This window comes from Limosilactobacillus vaginalis DSM 5837 = ATCC 49540 (assembly GCF_000159435.1).
Lineage (GTDB): Bacteria > Bacillota > Bacilli > Lactobacillales > Lactobacillaceae > Limosilactobacillus > Limosilactobacillus vaginalis.
Window position 1 is genome coordinate 1 of the sequence record NZ_GG693415.1, and the last position, 26,954, is coordinate 26,954.

The 26,954-nt window shown below is 40.0% G+C and carries 23 protein-coding genes, 6 tRNA genes and 1 other annotated feature; of the genes, 28 read left to right on the plus strand and 1 reads right to left on the minus strand.

Annotation, left to right across the window (positions count from 1 at the left end; genetic code table 11):
• Positions 1-6: 6 nt before the first annotated feature.
• The 8 genes from HMPREF0549_RS06520 to HMPREF0549_RS06555 all read left to right on the plus strand — a co-directional run bounded on the left by HMPREF0549_RS06520 (position 7) and on the right by HMPREF0549_RS06555 (position 5,874).
• Positions 7-79 (plus strand) — tRNA-Asn (locus HMPREF0549_RS06520).
• Between the two features lie 213 nt (positions 80-292).
• Positions 293-527: a binding site (T-box leader), on the plus strand.
• A 215-nt stretch (positions 528-742) separates the two neighbouring features.
• Entirely contained in the window at positions 743-1,549 is an 807-nt protein-coding gene (locus HMPREF0549_RS06525; protein ID WP_003717483.1) for a transporter substrate-binding domain-containing protein, read from the plus strand.
• A 23-nt stretch (positions 1,550-1,572) separates the two neighbouring features.
• Positions 1,573-2,232: an amino acid ABC transporter permease gene (locus HMPREF0549_RS06530; RefSeq protein ID WP_040531553.1), complete on the plus strand. Its 660-nt coding sequence runs from the start codon at positions 1,573-1,575 to the stop codon at positions 2,230-2,232.
• Complete coding sequence (locus HMPREF0549_RS06535; RefSeq protein ID WP_003717485.1) at positions 2,225-2,959, plus strand: amino acid ABC transporter ATP-binding protein; 735 nt, start codon at positions 2,225-2,227, stop codon at positions 2,957-2,959. Before HMPREF0549_RS06530 ends, HMPREF0549_RS06535 begins: the two co-directional genes overlap by 8 nt.
• A 20-nt stretch (positions 2,960-2,979) precedes the next feature.
• Positions 2,980-3,711, plus strand: coding sequence for a GntR family transcriptional regulator (locus HMPREF0549_RS06540; protein WP_003717486.1), 732 nt, complete (start codon positions 2,980-2,982; stop codon positions 3,709-3,711).
• A 4-nt stretch (positions 3,712-3,715) separates the two neighbouring features.
• On the plus strand, positions 3,716-4,576 hold the full coding sequence (locus HMPREF0549_RS06545) for a PfkB family carbohydrate kinase (protein ID WP_003717487.1): 861 nt from the start codon (positions 3,716-3,718) through the stop codon (positions 4,574-4,576).
• A gap of 2 nt (positions 4,577-4,578) precedes the next feature.
• On the plus strand, positions 4,579-5,568 hold the full coding sequence (locus HMPREF0549_RS06550; protein WP_003717488.1) for an SIS domain-containing protein: 990 nt from the start codon (positions 4,579-4,581) through the stop codon (positions 5,566-5,568).
• 233 nt (positions 5,569-5,801) lie between these two features.
• Positions 5,802-5,874, plus strand: a tRNA-Thr gene (locus tag HMPREF0549_RS06555).
• Positions 5,875-6,022: 148 nt separating this feature from the next.
• Here HMPREF0549_RS06555 and HMPREF0549_RS06560 read toward each other — a convergent pair.
• On the minus strand, positions 6,023-6,514 hold the full coding sequence (locus tag HMPREF0549_RS06560; protein WP_003717489.1) for a flavodoxin: 492 nt from the start codon (positions 6,512-6,514) through the stop codon (positions 6,023-6,025).
• A 179-nt stretch (positions 6,515-6,693) separates the two neighbouring features.
• On the opposite strand from HMPREF0549_RS06560, the gene HMPREF0549_RS06565 reads away from it, so the two are divergent.
• From HMPREF0549_RS06565 to HMPREF0549_RS06660, 20 genes are all read left to right on the plus strand, one after another.
• Positions 6,694-6,766 (plus strand) — tRNA-Asn (locus tag HMPREF0549_RS06565).
• A 339-nt stretch (positions 6,767-7,105) separates the two neighbouring features.
• Positions 7,106-8,602, plus strand: a complete 1,497-nt coding sequence (locus HMPREF0549_RS06570; protein WP_003717490.1) for a peptide MFS transporter — start codon at positions 7,106-7,108, stop codon at positions 8,600-8,602.
• 269 nt (positions 8,603-8,871) lie between these two features.
• Positions 8,872-8,954: transfer RNA gene (locus HMPREF0549_RS06575), tRNA-Tyr, on the plus strand.
• 10 nt (positions 8,955-8,964) lie between these two features.
• Positions 8,965-9,036, plus strand: a tRNA-Gln gene (locus HMPREF0549_RS06580).
• Positions 9,037-9,111: 75 nt separating this feature from the next.
• Complete coding sequence (locus tag HMPREF0549_RS06585; RefSeq protein WP_003717491.1) at positions 9,112-9,753, plus strand: hypothetical protein; 642 nt, start codon at positions 9,112-9,114, stop codon at positions 9,751-9,753.
• Between the two features lie 84 nt (positions 9,754-9,837).
• A complete protein-coding gene (locus tag HMPREF0549_RS06590) occupies positions 9,838-11,238 on the plus strand; it encodes an MFS transporter (protein WP_003717492.1) in 1,401 nt (466 codons plus the stop codon).
• A gap of 91 nt (positions 11,239-11,329) precedes the next feature.
• Positions 11,330-12,979 (plus strand): aspartate-alanine antiporter-like transporter, encoded by a 1,650-nt coding sequence (locus HMPREF0549_RS06595; RefSeq protein WP_003717493.1) that lies wholly within the window; start codon positions 11,330-11,332, stop codon positions 12,977-12,979.
• Between the two features lie 37 nt (positions 12,980-13,016).
• Positions 13,017-13,730 (plus strand): aspartate/glutamate racemase family protein, encoded by a 714-nt coding sequence (locus tag HMPREF0549_RS06600; RefSeq protein WP_003717494.1) that lies wholly within the window; start codon positions 13,017-13,019, stop codon positions 13,728-13,730.
• A gap of 153 nt (positions 13,731-13,883) precedes the next feature.
• Positions 13,884-14,585, plus strand: a complete 702-nt coding sequence (locus HMPREF0549_RS06605) for a GntR family transcriptional regulator (protein ID WP_003717495.1) — start codon at positions 13,884-13,886, stop codon at positions 14,583-14,585.
• Positions 14,586-14,635: 50 nt separating this feature from the next.
• Positions 14,636-16,102 (plus strand): nicotinate phosphoribosyltransferase, encoded by a 1,467-nt coding sequence (locus HMPREF0549_RS06610; RefSeq protein ID WP_003717496.1) that lies wholly within the window; start codon positions 14,636-14,638, stop codon positions 16,100-16,102.
• Between the two features lie 11 nt (positions 16,103-16,113).
• Positions 16,114-16,941 carry an NAD(+) synthase gene (gene nadE / locus HMPREF0549_RS06615; protein WP_003717497.1) on the plus strand — a complete coding sequence of 276 codons (828 nt, stop codon included), beginning with the start codon at positions 16,114-16,116 and terminating at the stop codon, positions 16,939-16,941.
• A 20-nt stretch (positions 16,942-16,961) separates the two neighbouring features.
• Complete coding sequence (locus HMPREF0549_RS06620) at positions 16,962-19,139, plus strand: Tex family protein (RefSeq protein WP_040531556.1); 2,178 nt, start codon at positions 16,962-16,964, stop codon at positions 19,137-19,139.
• The gene (locus tag HMPREF0549_RS06625) at positions 19,132-19,590 is read left to right on the plus strand and encodes a SprT family protein (protein ID WP_003717499.1); all 459 of its coding nucleotides are present in this window, start codon (positions 19,132-19,134) and stop codon (positions 19,588-19,590) included. Before HMPREF0549_RS06620 ends, HMPREF0549_RS06625 begins: the two co-directional genes overlap by 8 nt.
• A gap of 57 nt (positions 19,591-19,647) precedes the next feature.
• Positions 19,648-19,733, plus strand: a tRNA-Leu gene (locus HMPREF0549_RS06630).
• 201 nt (positions 19,734-19,934) lie between these two features.
• Entirely contained in the window at positions 19,935-21,884 is a 1,950-nt protein-coding gene (locus HMPREF0549_RS06635) for a glycoside hydrolase family 2 TIM barrel-domain containing protein (RefSeq protein ID WP_003717500.1), read from the plus strand.
• Complete coding sequence (locus tag HMPREF0549_RS06640) at positions 21,868-22,827, plus strand: beta-galactosidase small subunit (protein WP_003717501.1); 960 nt, start codon at positions 21,868-21,870, stop codon at positions 22,825-22,827. Before HMPREF0549_RS06635 ends, HMPREF0549_RS06640 begins: the two co-directional genes overlap by 17 nt.
• Positions 22,828-22,995: 168 nt before the next feature.
• Positions 22,996-23,694 carry a 2,3-bisphosphoglycerate-dependent phosphoglycerate mutase gene (locus HMPREF0549_RS06645; protein WP_003717502.1) on the plus strand — a complete coding sequence of 233 codons (699 nt, stop codon included), beginning with the start codon at positions 22,996-22,998 and terminating at the stop codon, positions 23,692-23,694.
• Positions 23,681-24,550, plus strand: a complete 870-nt coding sequence (locus tag HMPREF0549_RS06650) for an alpha/beta hydrolase (RefSeq protein WP_003717503.1) — start codon at positions 23,681-23,683, stop codon at positions 24,548-24,550. The genes HMPREF0549_RS06645 and HMPREF0549_RS06650 overlap by 14 nt, the downstream gene beginning before the upstream one ends.
• 544 nt (positions 24,551-25,094) lie before the next feature.
• Positions 25,095-26,237 (plus strand): trans-sulfuration enzyme family protein, encoded by a 1,143-nt coding sequence (locus HMPREF0549_RS06655; protein ID WP_003717504.1) that lies wholly within the window; start codon positions 25,095-25,097, stop codon positions 26,235-26,237.
• 21 nt (positions 26,238-26,258) lie between these two features.
• A complete protein-coding gene (locus tag HMPREF0549_RS06660; RefSeq protein WP_003717505.1) occupies positions 26,259-26,954 on the plus strand; it encodes an amino acid ABC transporter permease in 696 nt (231 codons plus the stop codon).

The following is a 26,954-nucleotide window of genomic DNA, read 5'->3' on the forward strand; positions in this document are numbered from 1 at the left end:
GATTATTCCGGCATAGCTCAGTTGGTAGAGCACCTGACTGTTAATCAGGTTGTCGTCAGTTCGAGTCTGACTGCCGGAGTTGATAATAAGGCACTGATTGTAATCAGTGCCTTTTTTTGTACTAAAAGAAGAAAATTTAGATAGTTTATTTTAAAGTACTTTTCTGAATTTTATTATGGAAAACTATTTTTATTGTAAAAGTATTGTTAATTTATTATTAATTAAAATTAAATTAAAGAAAAATGTTGACTTTCTAATTTTAGGGTGTTAATCTTTTGGTAATCAATTTAACAAAAAGATGTTGATCAAGAAAGATTAGTAATACTTACTTAAGAGAGCCAATGTTTGGTGTGAATTGGTGGACAGTATTATAAAAATCTATCGCTTGTGAGTCGTATATCGAAACTTAAGTAGAATGTACTGGTAGGCGCCCATTATCGTGCCAGCTAATTGTTGCTTTGTAACTGTTGGTGAAGGTAGTGATTTCACTACGAAAAAAGGTGGTACCACGTGAAAACGTCCTTTTCAATCTCAGCTTTGGGGTTGGTAAGGCTTTTTTTATTTAAAATTTAAAGGTGGTGGTGTAAATGTCAGATAGTGACATTATTAATATTAAAGAAAGTATACTAAGAAACTCTATTAATCATAGAAAGGTGTGTCCTTTTTTGATTAATATTTAATTCGTTGTTTAATTTATGACGTTATATAACGTCTTATTTAATAAAAATTGGAGGACTTACCTATGAAAAAGCTTAAAGCACACCGTCTATTTTATGTATTAACTCTTTTAGGAACACTTTTGCTTCTTTTAACTGGATGTGGAAAGTCAAATAAATCATCACTTCAACAAATTAAAGAGCGGGGTACTCTTAGAGTGGGAATGGTCTCTGCTAATCCACCATACGAATCACAGGTTCAAAAAAATGGCAAAACGCAAATGCAGGGTGCTGATGTTCTACTAGTAAAGAAAATTGCCAAGAACTTAGGTGTTAAATATGAATTAAAGACAATGGATTTAGATGGACTTTTGCCTGCTTTACAAGCTAAGAAAGTTGATATGTTAGTTACATCAATGGCTCCAACGCCAGAAAGACAAAAAGCGGCTAAGTTTACTGACACGTATTACAAGAGTACCAATGTCTTGGTTGTTCCAAAAGCTAAACTAGCTCAATACAAAAATGTCAATAATTTCAAGCATGCTACCATTGCTGTAGTTAACAATTCATCTCAACAACCAATGATTCATAAGGTATTCCCTAAAGCTACCACTAAGGATCTATCAAAGGTTACCGATTTAGCTTTAGCAGTAAATAATGGAAAAGCTGATGCCTTCTGTATTGACAAACCGACTGCAACTATCCTGCTGAAGAAGAATCCAGAATTAACTATGACTTCATGGCGACACAACGATGGATCAAAAGGTGCTGCTATTGCTCTTCCTAAGGGGACTTCGGATGACCTTGTAAATCGCTTGAATGAAGTAATTCACCAAAACAAGGCACAATATAGCAAGTGGGTTGATCAATATGCACAGAAAGGAACCAACTAACAAGGATTAGAAGGAGTGATTTTATGTTTTCAAATTACTCATTTATTACAGAATATTGGCCATTATTTATGCATGGCCTTGTAACGACAATTGAACTTGCGGTTATCTCAATTGTCTTGGGTCTACTATTAGGTATTGCCTTAGCTGTGATGAAAATGTCAAAGGCAAACTTACTAAGCTTAATCGCAAAAACGTACATTGGCTTCATTCGTAATACTCCTTTATTGGTTCAAATATATATCGTTTATATTGGTCTTCCACAATTACTGGGATTCTCCGTAAATGACTTTGTAACAGGTATAGTGGCGCTAACCTTGTATTCTGGTGCTTATATTGCGGAAATTATTCGATCTGGTATCCAATCTTTACCGGTAGGGCAAACAGAGGCAGCAGAAAGCCTTGGTATTCCATCATATCGTATTTTATTGAATATCATCTTACCACAAGCATTCAAAAATATTCTTCCAGCACTAGGAAATCAACTTATCGGTAACGTTAAAGATTCATCATTGGTATCAGTATTAGGTATCACCGATATTATGTTTGCTGCTCAAACAGTTCGTGGTTCAACAGCCTTAGGATTGGAACCCATGATTATTGCTTCTGCTCTTTACCTGGTAATTTGTCTGATTCTGAATCAGATTCTTGCTTTGTTTGAAAGGAGGATGCGTCACGATGCTTGAATTACGTCACGTCACAAAAAAGTTTGGAAATAACACTGTCTTACATGACATTAATCTTAAAGTCCATAATGGAGAGGTTGTAGTGATCATTGGTCCTTCTGGATCAGGAAAAAGTACGTTGATTAGACATATGAATCTCTTGGAACAGCCAACTAGCGGTAAAGTACTTTTCCAGGATAAAATTATTTCAGGGAGTATTTCTAAAAAAGCTCAACAAAGGGTCCACGAAAATATTGGAATGGTCTTTCAACATTTTGACTTATTTCCTCATTTTACTGTTAGACAAAATATTTCGTATGCTCCAAGAGTGGTAAAGCATTTATCAAAATCTCAGACTGATCGACAATCGACGGAATTACTAAAGGAAATGGATCTGGAAAATAAGGCTGATGCCTATCCTGATCAACTTAGTGGTGGACAACAGCAAAGAATTGCAATTATTCGATCTTTAGCAATGAACCCTAAAGTAATGCTTTTTGATGAACCAACATCTGCTTTAGATCCTGAAATGGTAGAAGAAGTTCTGAAATCAATGAAAAAGCTAGCTAAGAGTGGCATGACCATGGTTGTTGTTACACACGAAATGGGATTTGCACAGGAAGTTGGTAGTCGCGTAGTTTTTGTAGATAGAGGTCACATTTTGGAACAAGGCACACCAGATGAGATTTTTCATCATGCAAAGCACGAACGAACAAAGAACTTTATTTCTAAAATTCTATATACCTAGAATAGAGAGTGTATCTAATTATGTTAGAAAAAAATATTAAGACACCATTATATGAGCAAATTGAGATTGAATTAAAACGCTTAATCAATGATGGTAAATATAAACAAGGTACTTTAATTGCTTCTGAATCAGAACTTTGCAGAGAGTTTGGAGCTAGTCGAATCACTATTAGACGGGCTGTTAGTGATTTGGTTGATCAAGGTTATCTGGTTAAAAAACAGGGAAAAGGAACTTTTGTTCAAGCAAACATAGTTGAACGTAATTTATTACATCTAGGAAGCTATTCAAATTTTATGAAAAACAGTGGTAAGCATCCTTCTGTACAAATAGTTAAGCTACAAGAAATAGCAAGTACAGATAAAATAGCAGAATTACTAAATATTTTCCCTGGAGAACCAGTTATAAATTTGAAGCGACTAGTTAAGTTTAATAAGGCAGTAAGTGGCTTAGAAAGTGCTTACTACTCTTCAAATAAATTTCCAAAATTAAGAGAAAAAATCACCCCAGATATTTCAATGACTAGCCTATTGTCTACTCAATATGGATATAAGGAACTGGGTAGTAACCAATTATTGAGCTATGTGCCAGCTACTAGTGAGTTAGCTCAATATATGAATAAGGTTCCAGGAGATCCTCTATTCAAATTACGTCGTCAAGTAATGGATAAAGAAGTTATTTATGTGACTTTCAACTATTACGACGCATCTACTACCAACTTTGCCATTACATCTGGAAATCAAAGAAAGGAATGATTCTATGAAGGTCTTAGCCATTGGCGATAATGTAATGGACATTTATCTCGATAGCAAGAGAATATTTCCTGGTGGCAATGCGGTTAATTTCAGTGTTATGGCTACTCGAATACCAAAAATTACTAGTGGGTATCTTGGTAATTTTGGCAATGATAATTTGGCTGAATTAATGAAAAGTACATTAAAAACATTTAATGTTAACATTGATCATTGTAGAAATTTGAAAGGTGAATCCGGATATTCGTTGGTTAAAGTTGTTAATGGCGATAGAAAATTTCTAGCTAGTAATAGAGGCGGCGTTCTGAATCAAGGAATTAAGATTTCAGATGACAAGGACTATATTAATGCAATGGATTTAATTCATTTAAGTGTTAATGGTAAAGGAAAAGAAATAATTAATTATATTAATAAACCTAAAATTGTCTATGACTATTCCGATTTCTCTAATGAGGATGAAATAACTTTAACTATTAATAATGTAGATCTTGCTTGTTTCTCAGTGGGGAATATAAGTAAAGATAAGGTAGTTGAACGAGCAAGACAGCTTCAAAGCATGGGAAATTATCATACTATTCTACTATTTACTATGGGAAAACAAGGGGCAATGGTTTTTACAGGAAACCGTTGCTATTACCAGTCGGCTCAACTGACTAATCATATCAAAGATACCATGGGTGCTGGAGATTCTTTTATTACTTACTTTAGTACAGGTTTGCTAAGAGAAAATTGGGATATAAGCTCTATTCCTAATATTTTGAAATCAGCTAGTTTATTTAGTGCTAAGCAATTACAAATAGATGGATCACTAGGAGTAAGTTTTAAGATCCCTGATTTGCGACTAAAAGAATTATGTAAGGAGAGGTAATTATGGAAAAAGAAACAACTCGTCAAGAAGTACAAGAATTAGTAAAAAAAATTGTTGATACTAAAGATGTTAAGTCTTTAGTGTTTATGGGATGTGGAGCATCTTATTCAGAATTATTTGGCGCATATTATTATGCATTACAAAACTCAAAGGAACTTGGTAGTCATTTGCTTGAAGCAAACGAATTTAATTATGATGTTCCTAATTATTTTGGAGAAAATACAGTAGCTGTCATAGCTTCCCTAGGTGGTACAACTAAGGAAACATTAAAAGCAGTACATAATGCTAAGGAAAAAGGCGCAACAGTTCTAGCATTAACTTTTGCTCCTGATTCACCACTAACTAAAGAGACTGACTATGTTTTACAGCATAAGTTTTTTGAAAGTTATGCCACAAAGTCTTCTAAACAGAAGGTAGCTCTAACCTTTGCGGTTGAATTATTGCATGCATTAGGTGAAAGCAATAATTATAATGAAATGGTACAAGGATTATCAGTGGTTGATGAAGTTGCCAATGATGCAGCTGCTAGTGTGGATAATGATGCACAAAAATTTGCAGAAAGATATAAGGACGAAGATAAGGTATTTACATTATCATCAGGTTCTAATAGAGGAGTAGGGTATTCAACTGCTAACTTTATCTTTATGGAAATGCAATGGATTACAGGAGTTAATCTTGATAGTGCAGAACTATTTCATGGGCCTTTTGAATTAGCAGTAAAAGAAGCACCATTCCTACTATTTATGTCAGATGGAAGAACACGTCATCTAGACTCTCGAGCACTAGAATTCTTGCAACGTTTTGGCACTAAGTATACGGTTATTGATGCTAAAGACTATTGGCTCAATAGTAAAATGGACGCTTCAGTTGTTGATTACTTTGATCCACTGGTGCTTACCTCAGTAATGAGAAAGTTTGCAGAGTATCTGGGAAAAGCTCGAAAACATCCATTATCAAAGCGTCGCTATATGTGGAAACTAGAAAATTACTAAAGTAAAGAGGTACCACATAATAGTTAGATTATTTTCTAACTATTATGTGGTACTTTGCTAAGTTACAAAAGAGGAGATGAATTAATCTACTTAGTCAAAAAGAGGAATGGGAAAAATTGAATAAATATTTTTTCTAAGTAGCTGGATTTTGAGTAGGAGAATATAGTTTAATTTAAATTAAGTGTTTTCACTAACTAATTAGCATGATACAATAGTACTCGTTGATTGGTTTTGCTAACTTAGCTCAGCTGGTAGAGCATCTCCCTCGTAAAGAGAAGGTCGGAGGTTCGACTCCTCTAGTTAGCATTTGAATCATTATAAAAGCTTTCAACAGCGAGTCTTATAAACGTTGTTGAAAGCTTTTTTGATCTTAATTAAGAGCTGGCGGAGACTAAAGTAATAACTAAAAAATCCGAAGTGCTATGAACTAGCATCTCGGATCTTTTAATGATGGTTAACGAGCTAAGGATAGTGAATTCAACCAGCTATCAATTGCTGATTGTGAATTAAGGACGTTACCTTTATTCAATTCAACATTATAGTTATTTTCCTTAATGGTTCGTTCAATATTAGATTGTGCTCGATCGTAACCGGTACTGCTTGATGTTCCAAAGGTTGCCAAATGCTTGCCGTTAAGATTAAGGGTGTCAATGGTAGTAGCAATTAAGCGTGGCGGAATTCCCCACCAGATTGGGTGACCAATTACCACATTGTCATAATTATCAAGTGATGGCAGGTCATCTTTGATTGGAACCCGACCATCATGTTCTTGCTTTTGCTCAACGGTCGCACGGGTTGATTCATCATGCCAATTAAGGTCATCATCATTATATGGAGTTACTGGATGAATTTCGGCAATATCAGCATTAAGCTTTTCTGCTACTTTTTCTGCCACTTTCTTTGTCGTTCCCGTAGCGGAGAAATAAAGGACCAGTGTATTAGTCATATTAAAAGCCTCCTCAAAATTCTCTTACTTTTCATAAGTATTATAGTTGATAGATCGCTCAGCAGCAAATAATTCATCATTATGAGAAAAGTTAATTAGTAAATTGAAATCTCTGCTTGCTACTTACGGTATTTTCCTGTATAATAAATTTCGTTGTTGAGATAACAATAACATATTATTCCGGCATAGCTCAGTTGGTAGAGCACCTGACTGTTAATCAGGTTGTCGTCAGTTCGAGTCTGACTGCCGGAGTTGATAGCGAAACTGGAAAGATTATTTCTTTCCAGTTTTTTTTATGCAGTGAAAATGAGAACAACTTTATAAAGTTAGTCATTGAATAACAGCTAACTTAAAATTATTAACTAAATGGTAGTGAAACCGTTAATAACCTGATTCTTAAATTTAAATAATTGTACTATAAATGGCTATTTATCGCGGTTTATTCTCATTAAAAATTTATTTTTGAATTGACGCTTTCAAATTAGACGCCTATAATAATTATATTCTGAATTTTTAATGTGAAAGTTTTTAAAAAATAATTAACCTTCACATCTTATTTTATCTCCTGAAGATATTATTTGGAGGAATTGTATGAGTAAAGAGAAAAACTTGGATACAGCCTTCTTTGGACAACCAAGAGGGCTATCTACTCTGTTCTTCACTGAAATGTGGGAACGGTTTAGTTACTACGGGATGCGTGCCATCCTGCTATTCTACATGTACTATGCCGTAACTAAGGGTGGTTTGGGCATGGACCAAGCCACGGCTGCTTCGATTATGGCGATCTATGGTTCATTGGTTTACCTGTCAAGTGTTGTTGGTGGGTGGCTTTCTGACCGTGTATGGGGCTCTCGAAAGACTGTCTTCATTGGTGGTGTGCTGATTATGTTTGGGCACATTGCCTTGTCATTGCCAGCTGGCGTTGCTGCATTGTATGTTTCAATTGCTTTGATTGTTGTTGGTACTGGTTTATTAAAGCCCAACGTTTCTGAAATGGTTGGTGGCTTGTACAGTCCGGATGACGAACGGCGTGATTCTGGTTTTAGTATGTTTGTTTTCGGGATTAACTTGGGTGCTGCTGTTGCTCCATGGGCTGTTCCGTGGGCTGCTAATGGTTTTGGCTTCCACTTGTTGGGCAATGAAATGAACTTCCATGCTGGTTTCTCACTAGCCGCAATCGGAATGTTCTTCGGATTACTGCAATATACCCTTGATGGTCGGAAGTACCTTTCTAAGGATAGCCTTTATCCTAATGACCCAATTGAAAAAGATGATTTACGGCCAATTATTATCTGGACACTTGTTGGTGTTGCAGTCTTAGTAGTTGTTCTTGGATTGTTAGCCGCTATGGGTCAGCTTAATATTACGAACATTATTAACATCATTACGTTTATTGCAATTGCACTGCCAATTTACTACTTCATTATGATGTTAAATTCCAAGAAGGTTACTAAGCCTGAAAAGTCACGGGTTATTGCCTATATTCCGCTTTTCATTGCAGCCGCAATCTTCTGGGCAATTGAAGAATCTGGTTCAGTTGTTTTAGCATTATTTGCTGAACAACGGACAGTTCTTCACATTGGTAGCTGGCACTTTGCAGCTGCCAACTTCCAGACTTTGAACCCATTATTCATTATGATCCTGACACCAGTATTCGTTGCTCTATGGGATCACTGGAAGGGTCAACCAAGTGCTCCTGGTAAGTTCTCTGCAGGGCTTGTCTTTGCTGGATTATCATACATCTTAATGGCTTTCCCAGGAATGATGTACGGAACAGCAGGTCGTGTTAGTCCATTCTGGTTAGTTGGTTCATGGTTTATCGTTGAAATTGGTGAAATGTTAATCTCACCAATTGGTTTGTCAGTAACGACTAAACTTGCACCAAAGGCCTTTAAGTCTCAAATGATGAGTATGTGGTTCTTGGCTGATTCAGCTGGTCAAGCTGTGAATGCCCAAATCGTTAAGTACTACTCATCCGCAACTGAAGTACCTTACTTCATGATTGTCGGAATCGTAAGTATCGTCTTTGGTATCATTCTGATGTTCTTTGTTAAGAAGATTCACAGTTTGATGGATGGTGTAAATTAACCTGCTTGTAAATTGCAATTATTTAAGATGAAACAACCTAAGATTAGTTCAGAACGAAAAAACAATCGTTCTGAACTTTTTTGTTACTCTAAAGATAGAGCTAAGGTCGAACATGCTCCCAGGGACCGCGCTGTTCGTATTTGAACTTAGTAAAAGTATTTATGTTACATTCCCTTTTTGATTTTTCTCAAAAAAGTCCTTGCAATTTTAGGCGAAGTTCGATATTATAATAAACGTTGATTGTTACTACTTAACTATCACGTTGTTATGGAGGAGTAGCGAAGTCTGGCTAAACGCGACGGTCTGTAAAACCGTTCCTTCGGGTTCGGCGGTTCGAATCCACCCTCCTCCACTTTTATTATTGGGCTATAGCCAAGCGGTAAGGCAACGGTTTTTGGTACCGTCATGCGCTGGTTCGAATCCAGCTAGCCCAACTGCCAAAGTCACCAACTGTTTGGTTGGTGGCTTTTTTGTTTATATTTAATTGATTATATGAAGGGGAAATTATAATGCCTAAGCAAGGGCAGTTTGCCAAGTCTAGTCGTCTGAAACAACTGAATCAATTTAGAGTAAAACGGCATTCTCAACAGAACGTAATTGATGATGAACAGTTTGTAGACTACGTAATTTTAAGATTTAATTTAACAAGTAAGAAAAGATTGAAAAAAAACATCCAAGAAAGTAATCAACGGTTCCTGATTGAAATCCTAGATGCTTGTCAAGGACGGAACCTAGATCTTAATTCCACTATTCCAGGTCTACTGAAAAAATTAAATAGTCGCGTGCCCTGGCAATTCTATCGACAAATTATTGCTGGATGGGAAGTCCTTCAGCAGTTTATCCGTCGTGAACTTCCAAGGGTACCACTGAAAAAACAGGTTCTCGTATCTGGAACAATCACTAAAGAAGATTTAACTAAAATGGTGGCGGAAGAATTAGCGACCAAGGCAACCACAATGACATTTTTAAATCGTCCAGTTAGCAAGCAAATTCAAGAAATGACGAAAAGTCGCCTTCTCCAGGCTGTTTACCAGGGGAATAAAATTAACTGGCAGCAGATTGCAACCTTGTTCAAACCTTTTCCATTAACAATCGATCCGCAATTAGATCAGGGAACAAAAGAGTGGTTAATGGCATTGGAAAAAGACTAAGCAGCTGTTAGAATAATGAAGGATGCTGTGGCGGAGTTTATCGCCATGGCTTTTTTTAGCTAAATTTTAAATTGAGGTGAAAAGATGGTAGGAAGAATAAGACGGGGCGAGCATACCTATGCGGCGATCTTTTCAATGGCATTATTAACCTTTGTGGGGATCTTAAACGAAACCGCAATGAACGTTACTTACCCGGAACTAGTAAAGATTTTTGGCGTCTCTCTTGATGTTATTCAGTGGATCACTACCGGGTACCTATTAATGGTAACAATTGTTATGGGGACAACGGCATACCTCTTACGCCAATTTCCTGAACAAAGGCTGGCACTTGTTGCTGTGGGAATGTTTATTGTTGGGGATGTAATTGGTGCCTGCGCAACTAACTTTCCGGTATTACTGGTTGCAAGGTTAATCGAGGCAATGGCTACGGGGTTATCGACACCAATCCTATTCCATTTGATTTTTACGGAAATTCCGGCTAATCGGAAGGGGATTATGACCGGGTTTGCTGGAATGGTAATATCGTTTGCCCCCGCAATTGGACCGACATACGGTGGAATTGTTTCAGAAACAATGTCATGGCGAATGATTTTTTGGTTGATCTTACCGTTAGCTTTAATCAGTTTAGTGATTGGTCAACTAACAATTGATACTCAGCCAATTGGCAATCCCAAGCGATTTAGTTACTTGAGTTTATTCTTGTTAGGATTGGCATTAATTCTGGTTGTGTATTCAGTTTCATTAATCGGTAATGGCGGCTTAACGGGCCGGTTCTGGTTTAGTTTATGCTTAGGGATAATTTTCTCTTTGCTGTTTATTTACGTTAATAATTCGGGGCACTCTCAACTATTGAATCTTTCAATTTTTCGGGTAGTTCCCATTCGCCTTTCGACCATTACGTACTTTAATCTTCAATTTATTAATATTGGAATTTCACTGGTTATTCCGGTCTACATGCAATATGTTCTTCATTCGTCTGCAATGGTTGCTGGACTAGTATTGCTTCCCGGTTCAGCCATTGGGGCAATTATCGCACCACTTGGAGGTCGGTGGGCTGATCAACAAGGGTACGCTAAGCCGGTTATTACCGGGAGTGCTTTACTGGTTATTGGAGTATCGTGCTTCATTCTTTTCCAAGCGAGACTGACTGCGTTAACCGTCGCTACCTTTTTCTTGATTTTACGAATTGGGTTTAACCTTTCGTTTTCCTGTACAATTTCAAATGCTTCAATGCTGGTTAAACAAGAAAATAGTTCTGACGTTAATTCGGTTTTCAATATGGTTCAGCAATTTGCTGGCTCGATGGGAACCGGCCTGCTGGCATCCTTGGTTGCTTATTTCCAAAATCAATCAACTGGTTCGTTAATTAACCGGACAATGATCGGGGGACGGATTGATTACCTAATCGTAACCTGTTTGGCTCTTGTGACTCTTATTACCGTTATTTTGAATTATCGAATTCAGGAAAAGAATAAGCTTAACTAGTTGATAGCCTTAAGCCGTGGATAATGTTAAAATGAATGACTGTAATGAACAGATTCAAGGAATTATTTGAGGGATAAAAAAAGAAATTCTTATGGTTGATACAATTATTCACTTTATGGTTCATAACCAAGTTTTCACCTTGTTTATCTGCATGGCTTTAGGCTTTGCGGTTGGGGATTATAAAATCGGGGGACGGTTTAGCATTGGCGCAACGGTGGCAACATTGGTTGTTACGTTAATCGTTGGTCAAATTGGGGCCTTCCCGCGTGATGAGATGCTTGGCACAATTTTCTTTGGTGCCTTTATGTTTTCTGTTGGTTACCGCATAGGGCCACAGATGATGACAAGTCTGAAGATCTTCGGGTCACGGATCTTGATTATTAGTATTTTTTGGTTGGTAGCGGCCTTTCTTGTTTCATGGGGATTGTTTGTAGTATTCCATATTGGACCAGGAGTAGCTTCGGGGATTATTGCTGGTTCGCTGACTCAGTCCTCAACCGTTGCCAGTTCGTTGCGAACAATTGGCGCCTTGCCGGTAAGCAGTGCCGTTCGTTCAACGTACGAAGCACAATTACCCGTTGCCTATGCATTAACCTATGTTTTTGGGACGTTAGGGGTTATTATTTTTCTTCGTGATATTGCTCCCAAGCTCCTTGGAATTAAGGTCAGCACACGAGGCCCGCTAATGGCGCGGAAGTATCATTTTCATGCCAAAAACCCTAACCCGACCTGGCGACGGACGTATCGCTTGAACGCTGATTCGCCACTGGTTGGAAAAACAATTGGTGGCTTTAACAAGTGGAGTCACTATCGGCTAATTGCATTAGTTGCCTTTCATGGCGATGAAATGACTGACCACTTGGAATACAAATTACAACCTGGCGATCTGATAACGGTAATTGGGTATGCAATTCACTTTGACCGAATGCACGGCATTAAAGGAATTAACGAAGTCTTAACACCGACTAAAGCACCACGAGAACGAAAATTTGTCTTAGGAAAGAACTTCAAGCCGACTCAGTTAGCCCACCTGCGGCAACACGGAGTCTTCATCAATATTCAAGATCCAGATACAGGGAATGAACAGTTATTTAATCAACTGCGTCCTGGGGATGTAATCTCACTGACCGGGAACACGTCACGAACATCGGCAATCTTAAAGAAAATGGGGCGGTGGCATACCAGTGCGTTAGCCATTAACTATTCGCTCTTTTCACTTGGAATTGCAGGTGCTTCGCTTTTAGGAATCCTGGGGGTAAAATTGAATGGAATTCCGTTACAACTAGGAAACGGTGTTGCTGCATTATTAATGGGATTAGCCCTGAGTACGTGGATTTCCCGACACCGTGATCATGATTCAATTCCACCAACAGTGACCGCCTTTTTCCAAAATCTGGGGTTAACGCTCTTTGTCGGGACAGTTGGTCTTCAGTCAGCCCAAGCGTTCACTGGTGCGATTAAGTCTTTAGGGATCGGTGTGCTGTTTATCGGTGCGGTTATTGCGATTGCTCCTCACCTGTTAACGCTGCTATTTGGTCGTTATGTATTACATATGGAACCCTTAGCATTGATTGGTGGCTTAACTGGTTCAGGGACTTGTGCGGCAGTAATGACAGAGATTGCTGACCAAGCTGGTTCAGAAGGTGGAGCATATTTTGCCGCTGCATTAACGCCGGCCTATATCATGGGAAATGTCGGGATTACCTTACTAGGACCAATTTTTGTTGCTTTATTAGCTTAGGATAAGAAATCAGAAACCATAAAGTGAGGTTATAATCATGAAAAAGTTTTTTACAGTTCTTGGTGGGATGGGAACATTAGCCACAGAAAGTTATATGCGGATTTTAGATCAACGGACACCAACAAAGCGTGATCAGGATTATTTAGATTACATCGTGGTTAACCACGCAACGGTTCCTGACCGCACAAGCTGGATCCTTGATCATAGTAAGCCGAGTCCAACCAAGGCTTTAATTGAAGACATTAAACAACAAAGTCTCCTTAAGCCAGAATTCTTTGTCCTCATTTGTAATACTGCCCACTATTCTTTTGATGAGTTACAAGCGGCTACTGATGTCCCGATTCTTAACATGCTTCAAGAAACCGTTAACGAAATTAAGCGGTTAAAGCCTGATGCTAAGCGGGTTGGCCTTTTAGGAACAGATGGAACGATGGTATCTGGGATTTACGATTCTTATATCCAAAATGCTGGTTATGAGGAAGTTAAAGCTACTCCTGAAATTCAGGAAATGACTGAGGACTTAATTTACCATGATATTAAGGAGAGCGGCCATTCTGATGGCAAGAAGTATCATGAGCTTGTCAGAAAGATGATTGAGGAAGAACACTGTGACATTGTTATCCTTGGCTGCACGGAGCTTTCCTATGCTGAAGAAATGAATCCTGAAACTAAGTATCCCGTTGCTGATTCACAGTCAATCATCGTTGACCGGACCCTTGACCGGGCAATGAAAATTCGCAACGAAAATTAATAAATTTACTGAAAAGGTTCTAGCAGTTGCTTTATAAAACGTTAGGACCTTTTTTCTTAATAATTGTTTTGAAATTGGTCTAATCCTATTAATTGATGTTACAATTGTAAATAGCTAATTATTGTTCTAAATGGTGTAAGGAGGACGAGCAGCATGAGTTCACCAATATATATTAAGATCCATAATCAATTACGGGAGAACATTGAGGATGGCAAATGGAAAGTTGGCGAAAAGATTCCTGCTGAACGGGAACTGGCTGGTCAATTTAATGTCAGCCGGATGACGTTACGGCAAGCAATTCAAGAACTTGTCGATGAAGGGATTCTTGAACGCCGGGTTGGGTCTGGAACATTTGTTGCCAACCGAAAAGTTCAAGAACGGATGTCTGGAGTAACAAGTTTTACGGACCTGATGAAGTCCTTAGGGAAGGTTCCCTCCAGTACCACTATTTCGTATCATTTAACGATTCCTTCTCAAGTTGAAATTGAAAAATTAGCTCTCAAGGAAGGGGATCAGGTTGTCCGGATGGAGCGAATTCGGTCAGGAAATGACGTTCCAATCTGTTTTGAAGTGGCAACCATCCCAGCTAACTTAGTAAAGGGATTAAGCAAAGAAGAAGTAACAACTTCATTTTGGGAGACTCTTGAGCATAAGGCGCACCTTTATCCTGGACATGCAGTTCAGCATATTTCCGCAACTAAAGCGAATGAACGAATTGCAACCTATTTAAATGTTAAGCGTGGCGATCCATTATTACGGATGACACAATTATCGTATTTGCAGGATGGGACACCATTTGAATACGTTCATACTCAATACGTTGGTTCGCGATTTGAGTTCGTTTTGGAAAAGTAAAAATCGTGCTACAATGTTGGTTATTAACATAAGTGAGAGGATACTGAACAATGAAATTTAATTATCCAGATGATAGTACAGCTCTTCATACCGATGCGTATGAACTTAGCATGATGCAAACATATTGGAAGAAAGGGCAAGGAAACCGCCGGGCCGTGTTTGAAGCCTTTTTCCGTAAAATGCCATTTCAAAATGGTTATGCAGTCTTTGCTGGTCTGGATCATATTATTCGCTATATTAAAAGTCTTCACTTTACAGCAAGTGATATTGAATATCTCCGGTCAACTGGTCAGTTTGCTGATGACTTCTTAGATTACCTGAAAGACTTTAAGTTCACTGGTTCAATTCGGAGTTTTGAAGAAGGTGACTTAGTGTTTAACCACGAGCCAATTCTTCAGGTTGATGCACCAATGATAGAAGCTCAATTAGTTGAAACAGCACTATTAAATATTATTAATTATCAAATTATGGTTGCCACTAAAGCTTCGCGGATTAAATCGATTGTTGGTGATCAACCGGTAATGGAATTTGGAACACGCCGAGCACAGGAATTTGATGCGGCCTTGTGGGGAACCCGAGCTGCTTATATTGGCGGCTTTGATGCAACTAGTAATGTTCGTGCCGGCAAGCTATTTGGAATCCCAATCTCTGGGACCCATGCCCACGCGCTTGTTCAAGCCTACCGCAACGATTATGATGCATTTAAGGCCTATGCTGAAACGCACCATGATTGTGTATTTCTTGTGGATACTTTTGATACGTTAAAGAGTGGTGTTCCAGCTGCAATTAAGGTTGCTAAGGAATTCGGCGATAAAATCAACTTCCTTGGTGTGCGGATTGATAGTGGCGATATGGCCTACCTCTCAAAGCAGGTACGGCAGCTCCTTGATGATGCCGGCTTTAAGGATGCTAAAATTTTTGCCTCAAATGGTCTTGATGAAAAGACAATTCAAAATCTTCAAATGCAGGGTGCCAAGATTGATGTTTGGGGAATTGGGACAAAATTAATTACCGCTTATGACCAACCAACGTTAGGAGCAGTTTATAAGCTCGTTGCGATTGAAGACGATGATGGCAAGATGGTTGACACAATTAAGCTCTCAAATAACATTAGCAAGATGTCTACCCCAGGGAAGAAGCAGGTTTGGCGGATTAATGACTGTGCGGATAATAAGAGCGAGGGTGACTACATCACTTTGGCAGATGAGGACCCTCGTGAACAACGCTCGTTAAACATGTTTAATCCCGACTTTCCTCTCCAGCAAAAAGACGTGGATGATTTTAAGGCACGACCAATGTTGAAGGATATTTGGAAGGATGGTCAGTTTGTTTACGATGAACCAAGTCTGGAAGAAACTCGACAACGGCGGAAGCAGAACCTTGATGCCCTGTGGGATGAATATAAGCGGGATCTTAACCCAGAAGTATATCCAGTAGATCTTTCACAGAAGTGCTATGATAATAAGCTTAATATGATTCATCGCATCCATGAGTATGTAAAGACTCTTGGTAATTAGGAGGAAAAAAGATGACTAGTTTACAAGAAACAATCATTAAAACTCTTCATGTCCAGCCGAAAATCGATCCAGCGACTGAGATTGAACGGCGGGTTGACTTTTTAGCTAGTTTCCTCAAAAAGACGGGGATGAAAACCTTGGTTCTGGGGATTTCTGGCGGTCAAGACTCATCATTAGCTGGTCGTTTATCACAGTTAGCAGTGGAAAAGCTTCGTCAAGAAACTAGCGATCAGGGATACCAATTTATTGCGGTCCGGTTGCCATATGGTGAACAAGCGGACGAATCTGATGCGATGATGGCAATTGACCAGTTTATTCATCCTGATAAGATGGTGCGGGTTAATATTAAGCCGTCAACCGATGCATTGCTTGAATCATTAACAGCGGCCGGCGCCAACATCAGTGATTTTAATAAGGGCAATATTAAGGCTCGTGAACGGATGATTGTTCAATATGCAATTGCTGGTGAACACAGTGGTGCGGTTGTTGGTACGGATCACGCAGCTGAAGCAGTTACCGGTTTCTATACTAAATTTGGGGATGGCGGTGCTGACATCACACCATTATCCGGGTTAGATAAGCGCCAGGGGAAAGCATTGTTGGAATACTTAAATGCGCCAGCACACCTGTACGAGAAAGTACCAACTGCTGATCTGGAAGACGATAAGCCAATGCTGCCTGATGAGAAGGCTCTTGGGGTTTCATATCAGGAAATTGATGACTACCTGGAAGGGAAAAATGTTGACTCACAGGCAGCAACGACAATTGAAAACTGGTACAAGCGAACACAACATAAGCGTCACCAGCCAATTAACCCCGCTGATACTTGGTGGCGGTAAAACTACTGACGGAGGATTGTATGGACGAAAAATCGATTAAATTAGTAAGCAAGCAACTCCCAAAACTGCATGAATCACAAATTAAAGCAGCTTTGAAGTTAATGGATGAGGGGGACACCATCCCATTCATTGCCCGGTACCGGAAAGAAGCGACCGGGACGTTGGATGAAGTGCAGCTTCAAGAAATTCATGACCAATATCGGCACGCTACGACACTGCTTGAGCGTCAGCAAACCGTTATTAATAAAATCAAGGAAGCTGGTAAGCTGACTCCTGCTCTGGAAAAGCAAATTTTAGCGGCAACTGAGCTGCAGACCGTTGAAGATCTTTACTTGCCATATAAGCAAAAACGGCAAACAAAGGCTCAAGTTGCTCGGGAGCATGGCCTGGCACCATTTGCTAATTGGTTATTAACTTATCCCGATACTGATCCACAAGTTGAAGCCGCGAAGTACCTAAACGATGACGTTAAGACTGTTGAGGATGCATTGAATGGTGCTCAAGAAATTTTGGCTGAAGCAATTAGTGAAATGTCAACTGTGCGGAGCTGGTTGCGGAACTTTATGGGACAACACGGCCAATTAATGACCGCTGTAAAGCGCAATGGTAAGGAAAAGGACGAACTAAAAACGTATGAACAATACTATGACTTTACAAGTCCCGTAAAGGATTTAAGTTCTTACCAAGTGTTAGCAATTAACCGGGGAGAAAAGGAAGGCGTTTTAAACGTTAAGGTTAACGTCGATGATGATGCAGTCTTGAATTATCTTCATTTCCGGTTAATTCGGACGAGCAAGGAAAATGCCGCGGTTAAATTGATCGAGGATGCCTATACAGACTCCTACAAACGCTTTTTGGGGCCAGCAATTGAACGAGAAATTCGGCGTCAATTAACAGAAGATGCGGATCAACAAGCAATTAAGGTCTTCGGTGAAAATCTTTACCACCTATTAATGCAGGCACCGATTAAGGGGAAAGTTGTTCTGGGCTTTGATCCTGCTTACCGGACTGGTTGTAAGCTGGCTGTATTAGATGAAAACGGGAAGTTTCTCACTAAGGCAGTTATCTATCCGCATAAGCCAGCTCCAGAAGAAGATCGGGCAAAAGCTGAAGGGCAATTAATTGATTTGATTGAAAAATACCATGTTGAGATGATCGCAATTGGTAATGGGACTGCTAGCCGTGAATCTGAACAGTTTGTTGTGAACACTCTCAAGAAGATAAAACGGCCGGTCTACTATGTGATTGTGAATGAAGCAGGGGCATCCGTTTATTCGGCAAGTAAGGAAGCCCGGGATGAATTCCCTGATCTTCATGTTGAACAACGGAGTGCAATTAGTATTGGCCGGCGACTTCAGGATCCACTTGCTGAACTAGTGAAAATTGAACCACAAGCAATTGGTGTCGGTCAGTACCAACATGACTTGCCAAAGAAGGAACTAGCTGGTGAGCTTGATGCAGTTGTTGAGCGGGCAGTTAACCGAGTTGGGGTTAACCTGAACACCGCGAGTTACCAACTGTTAGCCCAGATTTCTGGATTAAACAAGACTACTGCGAAGAACATTGTTAAATACCGTGATGAGCATGGGAAATACACTAACCGAAAGCAGTTGAAGGATGTTCCAAGATTGGGTCCTAAGGCTTATCAGCAATCGGTTGGGTTCTTACGGATTGTTAATGGTGATAATCCGCTTGATAATACGGATGTCCACCCTGAAAGTTATCCGATTGCAGAGAAGATTATGGAGACCGCTGAGATTAATGTTGATAGTCTCGGCTCCGACGCTGCTGAAAAGCAGTTAAAGAAGATTGATGTTGACGACTTTACTACGGAAAATGCTGGTGAAGAAACGGTTAAGGACATTATCGCATCGCTTCAAAAGCCGGGTCGTGACTTACGTGATTCGATGCCCGCACCGCTACTTCGCCAAGATGTAATGAAGATTGACGATCTAAAGCCGGGGATGAAACTCCAGGGAACAGTGAGAAACGTTGTTGACTTTGGTGCGTTTGTTGACATTGGTGTTAAGCATGACGGCCTTGTTCACGTTTCTAAAATGAGTAAGCAGTTCATCAAGGATCCACGATCAGCCGTTTCTGTTGGTGACATTGTTGATGTTTGGATTGATGACGTTGATCTTAAGCGTCAACGGATCCAATTAACGATGATTGCTCCTCAAGAAGAGGCTAATGGATAATCAACAACTACAAAAGTTAACTGAAAAATGGTCGATGGAAAGCTTCCACCGACCATTTGAGCATCAAATCTTCTTTAATTCACGCTTACGGACAACTGGTGGTCGTTATCACTTAAATGATCACCATATTGATATTAACCCACTGATGTACACCGAGTTTGATTTAGCTAATTTAAGGCGAGTAGTGCTCCATGAACTCTGTCATTATCACCTTCACTTAACCAGCCGTGATTATCGTCATCAAAGCGCTGATTTCCGTCAGTTGTTAGCCAAGGTTGGTGGTTCACGTTATGCACCGGCAACCAGTAAAGCGAAAGCCAGACGGAGGACCCACCATTATTGGTACTATCAGTGTACTGGGTGTGGAATTCGGATCGCGCGTCAACGGCGGTTTAACACTAACCGCTATGTTTGCAGACGGTGCGGTCATCATTTTGTTTTGAAAAATTAAAAAAAGTTGTTGCCAACGAATAGAGATCTTGCTATAATAATATTCGTTGGTTGATATGCGGCCGTGGCGGAACTGGCAGACGCGTAAGATTAAGGATCTTATGGTCGATTATGACCGTGGAGGTTCAAGTCCTCTCGGCCGCACTACTAAAAGCACTTAACTGTTTGGTTAAGTGCTTTTTTTGTTTTTAAAAATTTTAAGCATTTTTGAAAATGGCTAGTTAATGCTTCTTTCATCATAGAAATTGGTCATTATCAGCTGTTCTTGTCTAGCAAAGCCTATCTTTACACTGATGAAAACGCTATACTTAGATTGTAATGATTTTTTGAGGAGGCATTTCGTCGATGGAAGCAGAGATAAAATGGTTGGATGATCCGGAGACATTTCGGGTTAATCAATTGCCAGCACATAGTGACCACCACTTTTACCGCAATTATGCGGAATGGCAACGCCACAAGAGTAGTTTTGAACAGAGCCTTGATGGTCAGTGGCAATTTAAGTTTGCCCAAACGCCTCAGGAAAGGATTAAGGATTTTTACAAGGTCGATTTTGACGCTAGTAACTTTGATCAAATTGAAGTTCCAAGTGAAATTGAGTTAAGCGACTATGTACAGAATAATTACATCAACACCTTAATTCCATGGGAAGGTAAAATTTATCGTCGCCCAGCATACGCATTAAGTCAGGACGATCCTGAAGAAGGTTCCTTTAGCGAGGGTGAAGATAACACTGTCGGCCTTTACTTGAAGCATTTTGACCTGAATGATAAATTGCGGGGCAAGCAAATTCGGGTTCGTTTTGAAGGGGTAGAGCGGTCAATGTATTTGTGGCTTAATGGTCACTTTATTGGCTACGCTGAAGATAGTTTTACGCCATCTGAATTTGATCTCACCCCATATATTCAGGATGAGGACAACGTGATTGCGGTAGAGGTATTTAAGCACAGTACCGCGTCATGGATTGAGGATCAGGATATGTTCCGCTTCTCTGGTATTTTTAGAAGCGTTGAACTATTAGCCCAACCCGTAACCCACTTGGAAGACTTTACGTTGAAGCCGCGGGTTGCTGATAATTACCGTGATGGCGAATTGTCAATGGACCTTAATCTTGTTGGTGAACAAGCTGGAAGCGTCCATGTCATGGTTAAGGATCATGATGGGACTACTTTGATGGATAAAACTAAGCCGATTGACGAGTCGGTTGCAATTGAACCGCATGAATTCAAGGATGTTCATCTTTGGGATAATTACGATCCATACCTTTACCAATTATTGATTGAAATCCATGATGAAAATGGCAATCTAGTTGAATTAGTTCCATATCAATTTGGCTTCCGGCGGATTGAAATTAGTCCTGAACATGTTGTCCTGCTAAATGGAAAACGGCTCATTATTAATGGGGTTAACCGTCACGAGTGGGATGATCACCGTGGTCGCTCAGTAACGATGAAGGACATGCTTAGCGATATTCAAACCTTTAAAGAAAATAATATTAATGCTGTTCGGACATGTCACTACCCAGATCAGATTCCGTGGTACTATCTCTGTGATCAAAACGGGATTTACATGATGGCTGAAAATAACCTTGAATCACACGCCACTTGGCAAAAGATGGGCGCAATTGAACCATCATATAATGTTCCAGGTTCGGTTCCTCAATGGAAAGAAGTGGTTGTTGATCGGGCACGAAGCAACTATGAATACTTTAAGAACCATACTGCAATTCTTTTCTGGTCTCTCGGTAACGAATCCTTTGCTGGGGATAATTTGGTAGCAATGCAACAATTCTATAAGGAACATGATGATAGCCGTCTAGTTCACTATGAAGGTGTTTGTCATACGCATGATTATAGTGAGCAAATTCCAAGTTTGGATCCAGCTAACTACCTGCCAAAGGGTGGTACTAAGGATTATCGGGATCAAATCTCAGATGTTGAAAGTTGGATGTACTTGCCACCAAAGCAGGTTGAAGAATACTTGAAGAATAATCCAGACAAGCCATTTATGGAATGTGAATACATGCATGATATGGGGAACTCTGCTGGTGGAATGGGTTCTTACATTAAGCTTCTTGATAAGTATCCGCAATACTTCGGAGGCTTCATTTGGGACTTCATTGACCAAGCACTCCAAGTAAAGGACCCAATTAGTGGACAAATGGTTATGCGGTATGGTGGCGACTTTGATGATCGCCATTCAGATTATGAGTTCTCTGGTGATGGTCTAATGTTTGCTGACCGGACACCAAAACCAGCAATGCAGGAGGTACGTTATTACTATGGCTTACACAAATAAATTACACGTGATCTACGGTGACGGAACGCTGGGACTTGGTGGCAAAGGCTTCCACTATCTCTTTAGTTACGAAAAGGGCGGCCTGGAATCACTAAAGTTGAATGGTAAGGAGTGGCTTTATCGGGTACCGACCCCAACATTCTGGCGAGCAACCACTGATAATGATCGAGGAAGCGGCTTTAATATTAAGTCAGCACAATGGTTAGCTGCGGATACCTTTACGAAGTGTCTCAGTGATCAAACTCAGTTAACTGTTGACGGTCAGCAATTTGATCACTTACCAATTGCCCCAGAGACAAATAAATTTACGAATAACGAAACTGCTAGTGAAGTAACGATTACATTCACTTACGAAACGTTAACTATTCCTGCAACCAAGGTTACCGTGGCTTATACAGTAACTGCTGGCGGTCAAATTAAGATTAAGGCTCATTACTTTGGTCATCAGGATCTTCCTAGTTTACCTGTCTTTGGTCTTCGTTTCATTATGCCAACCGCAGCGACTGGTTTTGACTATGAAGGGCTATCTGGTGAAACCTATCCTGACCGAATGGCTGGTGCTGAACACGGGAAATATCATGTTGATGGTCTTCCTGTTGCTAAGTACTTAGTTCCTCAGGAAAACGGGATGCATATGGAAACTGAGCACCTTACTATTACCCGGGAAATAACCGAAAATAATGCTGATCATTCAACAGCACCGTTCTCCTTGAAGGTCAGTCAAGCAGATAAGCCATTTAATTTCAGTTGCTTACCATACACCGCAGAAGAGCTTGAATCGGCAACCCACATTGAAGAATTGCCATTGGCTCGGCGGACAGTTCTAGTAGTTGCCGGAGCAGTTCGTGGTGTCGGTGGAATTGATAGCTGGGGTGCAGATGTTGAGGAGCAATATCATATTCCAGCTGACCGTGATATTGAATTTTCGTTCAGTTTGAATTAGCGATAAAAAATAAGGGACAGTGCGACTCAACGTTGATTTAACGGCTAAAAGGGCACTTTCCCTTATTTTTATTCTATTTCTGAATTAAACTAAAAAACGCCATTGCCCAATCCTGTTCAATTGTACACAATTGCTGTATCATAGATAGAGGCAAAGGAGTGGCTAAGAATGGCAAAGTTAGTAATAGTTCGTCATGGCCAAAGTCAGGCCAATCGCGATAATATTTTCACAGGATGGACAGATGTTCCGCTAACTGAAAAGGGAATTGAACAGGGACAGATGGTTGGTGATGAATTAGCAAGAATGGGGATTCAATTTGATGATGCCCATACTTCTTATATGTCACGAGCGATCAAGACAATGAACATTATTCTGGAAAGAATTGATCAGCTTTACATTCCGGTTCATAAAACATGGCGGCTAAATGAACGTCATTATGGTGCTCTTAGCGGTTTAAATAAAGCCAAGGTCAAGGAAGAAGTTGGTGCAGAACAGTTGCATCGGTGGCGCCGGGGATACAGTGAAGTTCCGCCAAAATTGAAACACCGGCAACACGAGCGGCGGTATGATCGCCTTGGCGTCAAGATGCCGTACAGTGAAAGCCTAGCAATGACCCAAAAACGGTTGTTACCATACTGGGAAGACCAGATTGCGCCACGATTAATGGATGGTAAGAATCAGTTAATTGTTGCTCATGGGAGCTCGTTACGGGCATTAATTAAGTACCTTGATCAAATTCCTGATGATCAAATCGACCAAGTGGAAGTTCCGAATGGGAAGCCGATCCTGTATGAGTTTGATCCAGCACTAAATATTACTAAGAAGACTTTTATTACAATGGATGGTGAAGAGAATGGCAATTCATGAGATTAAGAATAACCCGACCCTTAGTGGTCAAGTTCGCTTAATTGAAAATGTCGTCTATGCCGCAGCAGATGGTCAAGCATTAAAACTTGAAGTGCTAACCCCATGGACACAACGTTACCCTCAAGAATACACTACTGAGCCCCGACCACTGATTGTGTTTGTTCAGGGGAGTTCATGGCGATTACCAACGTTCGGGGAAAAGATTCCTCAATTAGTCCAGTTTGTAAAGAACGGCTATATAGTTGCAACGGTGCAACACCGTAATTCTTTAGATGGACATCCGTTCCCCGCATTTCTCGAAGACGTTAAAACGGCAATCCGCTTTTTACGGGCAAACGCCAAGAAGTACGCGATTGATCCTTCACGAGTGGCAATCTGGGGAACTTCTTCAGGAGCCAATGCAGCCATGTTAGTTGGCCTTACGGGGGATGATCCAAAGTATAAGGCGGCTGATTATGATGATCAGTCAGATGCTGTTTCGGCAGTTGTTTCTTGTTTTGCGCCAATGGACGTTGAAGAGACGTTTAAGTATACCGATAAGGTTCCGGGGAATGATATTTTGAAATACTGCCTCTTTGGAATGGATAAAAAGAAGTGGCCGGAGATTATGCATGAAATGAGTCCACTTTACCGGGTGGTTGACGGAAAAGAGTATCCGCCATTCCAACTCTTCCATGGGGATGCAGATAAGGTAGTTCCATACCATCAAATGGAAGAGATGGCGCAAAAACTGGAATCAGTTGGTGCTAAGGTCGAAGCTTACCGGGTTACTAATGCCAATCACGAGCGCGACTTCTGGAGCCAAGCAATCTATGATAACGTGTTGGCATTCTTGGATAAAGTTTTGAAATCTTAGGAAAATGCTAAAATTAATGATTATGTTAAAAATGCGAATCCATTACAAGTACTCCTAATTAAATTGGAAAGATACTATGATAATTTACGATAGCACTCGACTTAAAATAAGCCGGGTGCTATCGTAAATTATTTACTTCAAAATGTAAAAGAATGTAAAATAAAATCGAAATGTAAAAGAATGTAAAAAAGGATGAATCGATTGGAGAACTTACCTTAACGATACGCAGAATCCCGATTCAGTCCGCTATGATCCATTACTTTAATTTTTTATGTTGACAACTTACAATAAATAAGTTATATTTTATCCATACTTTATTAGGAGGAACACGTCATGAAAAACATTCAATTTGTTAACACAGTTGTTTGTTGCAGTGGATCGCGTCTTATGCGACCCACGTTTTGGCGTACCCAAAGTTAATTTGGCCTGCTAATATTGTCGGGGTAAGTACATAAGGCGAAATTTCAAGTTTAACTTGAGGTTGTGCCTTTTTTGGATCATTTATTCGAAATAATCATTGCGTTTAAGAAAGGAAAAACATCTCATGAAATTCAATACTCAATTAATTCACGGCGGTAATAGCGAAGATCAAACAACCGGAGCCGTATCAACACCAGTTTACCGTTCATCGACTTTTCACCAGCATCAATTAGGCGGCAACCCCAAATGGGAATATTCACGGACAGGAAACCCAACCCGAGCTTCATTAGAAAAATTGATTGCCGAGTTGGAACATGGGGTTGCCGGCTTTGCGTTTTCATCTGGTTCAGCTGCGATTCACGCTGTCTTTTCACTTTACTCTCAAGGTGATCATTTCGTTGTTGGGAGTGATGTCTACGGCGGGACTTTCCGGTTGATTAATAAAGTTCTGAAGCGGTTTGGCTTTGAATTTACGGTTGTTGACATGCAAGATTTGAATGCAGTGCAAAACGCAATTCAAGATAATACGGTTGCCATTTACTTTGAGACACCGACTAATCCGCTCCTTCAAATTGCTGATATTGAAGCAATTGCGAAGATTGCCAAAAAACATGGCGTAAGAACAATTGTTGATAATACGTTTGCTACACCGTACAATCAGCAGCCATTAACCTTGGGGGCAGATATCGTAGTTCACTCCGCAACAAAGTACCTTGGCGGTCATAGTGATGTTGTTGCTGGGTTAGTTGTAACGACGGATCAACAGATCGCTGAGCAGTTGGCCTTTTTGCAGAACTCAATTGGTAGCACGTTAGGTCCAGATGACAGCTGGTTATTGCAACGGGGAATCAAGACCTTAGGTGCACGAATGAGAGTTCACCAGGAAAACGCAACCGCGGTAGTTAAGTTCTTACAACAGGATCCACGGATTGGAAAAATCTATTACCCAGGGTTAACCGATTTTCCAGGACATTCAGTCGCAGCAAAGCAGATGAAAAACTTTGGCGCGATGATTAGCTTTGAATTAAAGGCTGGCCTTGATGCCAAAAAGTTCGTTGAAAGTCTTCAATTAATTGATCTGGCAGAAAGCCTTGGCGGAATTGAGAGTTTGATTGAAGTACCTGCAGTAATGACTCACGGTTCAATTCCACGAGAAATTAGGTTGAAGAACGGAATTAAGGATGAACTAATTCGGCTATCTGTAGGAATTGAAGATCCTGAAGATATTATTGCTGACTTAAAACAAGCGTTAGATCAATTAGATTAACTAAGAAAGGATTAGTGAACCATGTGGGAAATAATCAGGACATCGTTACCTCAACTTCTAGCAGCGGGATTTAAATATACAATCCCCTTAGCGTTAATTTCATTTTTCTTTGGTTTGATTATTGCATTGGTAACCGCATTGATTCGGTTATCGCATCAACGGGGACCTTTTATGATTCTTAAGTGGTTTGTTCAATTTTACGTTTGGCTGTTTCGGTCGACACCATTACTGGTCCAATTATTTATCGTCTTTTTTGGCCTCCCGTATTTAAGGATCCGGGGAATATTGCCTCACGGGATTAAGCTTGAACCATTTACAGCAGGAATTATTACCTTTTCGCTTAATACTGGATCATATGCCTCGGAAACCATTCGGGCTGCAATTAGCTCTGTTGATCATGGTCAGTGGGAAGCTGGAGCGGCGATTGGGATGACTCGCCTGCAAATCTTATGGCGGATTATTATCCCTCAAGCTCTTCGGGTTGCCTTGCCGCCACTTTCAAACAGTTTTATTAGCTTAGTGAAGGATACCTCACTAGCTGCCTCAATCACCATTATGGAAATGTTTGAAGTTAGTCAACAAATTGCAGCAGCTAATTATCAACCGCTATTAATGTACACGTTAGTTGCATTAATCTATGCAGTATTTACAACGGTTCTCTCTGTTCTTCAGCACTATCTTGAAAAACGCTTTGGTAGTCAGATTGAAATTAGTTAA

Bases quoted from the DNA above. Each gene is read 5' to 3' on its own strand.
- HMPREF0549_RS06570 (WP_003717490.1), top strand. From the start codon at position 7,106: ATGAGTAAAGAGAAAAACTTGGATACAGCCTTCTTTGGACAACCAAGA.
- HMPREF0549_RS06545 (WP_003717487.1), top strand. From the start codon at position 3,716: ATGAAGGTCTTAGCCATTGGCGATAATGTAATGGACATTTATCTCGAT.
- HMPREF0549_RS06530 (WP_040531553.1), top strand. From the start codon at position 1,573: ATGTTTTCAAATTACTCATTTATTACAGAATATTGGCCATTATTTATG.
- HMPREF0549_RS06640 (WP_003717501.1), top strand. From the start codon at position 21,868: ATGGCTTACACAAATAAATTACACGTGATCTACGGTGACGGAACGCTG.
- HMPREF0549_RS06655 (WP_003717504.1), top strand. From the start codon at position 25,095: ATGAAATTCAATACTCAATTAATTCACGGCGGTAATAGCGAAGATCAA.
- HMPREF0549_RS06590 (WP_003717492.1), top strand. From the start codon at position 9,838: ATGGTAGGAAGAATAAGACGGGGCGAGCATACCTATGCGGCGATCTTT.
- HMPREF0549_RS06635 (WP_003717500.1), top strand. From the start codon at position 19,935: ATGGAAGCAGAGATAAAATGGTTGGATGATCCGGAGACATTTCGGGTT.
- HMPREF0549_RS06605 (WP_003717495.1), top strand. From the start codon at position 13,884: ATGAGTTCACCAATATATATTAAGATCCATAATCAATTACGGGAGAAC.
- HMPREF0549_RS06660 (WP_003717505.1), top strand. From the start codon at position 26,259: ATGTGGGAAATAATCAGGACATCGTTACCTCAACTTCTAGCAGCGGGA.
- HMPREF0549_RS06595 (WP_003717493.1), top strand. From the start codon at position 11,330: ATGGTTGATACAATTATTCACTTTATGGTTCATAACCAAGTTTTCACC.
- HMPREF0549_RS06585 (WP_003717491.1), top strand. From the start codon at position 9,112: ATGCCTAAGCAAGGGCAGTTTGCCAAGTCTAGTCGTCTGAAACAACTG.
- HMPREF0549_RS06645 (WP_003717502.1), top strand. From the start codon at position 22,996: ATGGCAAAGTTAGTAATAGTTCGTCATGGCCAAAGTCAGGCCAATCGC.
- HMPREF0549_RS06620 (WP_040531556.1), top strand. From the start codon at position 16,962: ATGGACGAAAAATCGATTAAATTAGTAAGCAAGCAACTCCCAAAACTG.
- HMPREF0549_RS06540 (WP_003717486.1), top strand. From the start codon at position 2,980: ATGTTAGAAAAAAATATTAAGACACCATTATATGAGCAAATTGAGATT.
- HMPREF0549_RS06550 (WP_003717488.1), top strand. From the start codon at position 4,579: ATGGAAAAAGAAACAACTCGTCAAGAAGTACAAGAATTAGTAAAAAAA.
- HMPREF0549_RS06600 (WP_003717494.1), top strand. From the start codon at position 13,017: ATGAAAAAGTTTTTTACAGTTCTTGGTGGGATGGGAACATTAGCCACA.
- HMPREF0549_RS06610 (WP_003717496.1), top strand. From the start codon at position 14,636: ATGAAATTTAATTATCCAGATGATAGTACAGCTCTTCATACCGATGCG.
- HMPREF0549_RS06535 (WP_003717485.1), top strand. From the start codon at position 2,225: ATGCTTGAATTACGTCACGTCACAAAAAAGTTTGGAAATAACACTGTC.
- HMPREF0549_RS06650 (WP_003717503.1), top strand. From the start codon at position 23,681: ATGGCAATTCATGAGATTAAGAATAACCCGACCCTTAGTGGTCAAGTT.
- nadE (WP_003717497.1), top strand. From the start codon at position 16,114: ATGACTAGTTTACAAGAAACAATCATTAAAACTCTTCATGTCCAGCCG.
- HMPREF0549_RS06625 (WP_003717499.1), top strand. From the start codon at position 19,132: ATGGATAATCAACAACTACAAAAGTTAACTGAAAAATGGTCGATGGAA.
- HMPREF0549_RS06525 (WP_003717483.1), top strand. From the start codon at position 743: ATGAAAAAGCTTAAAGCACACCGTCTATTTTATGTATTAACTCTTTTA.
- HMPREF0549_RS06560 (WP_003717489.1), bottom strand. From the start codon at position 6,514: ATGACTAATACACTGGTCCTTTATTTCTCCGCTACGGGAACGACAAAG.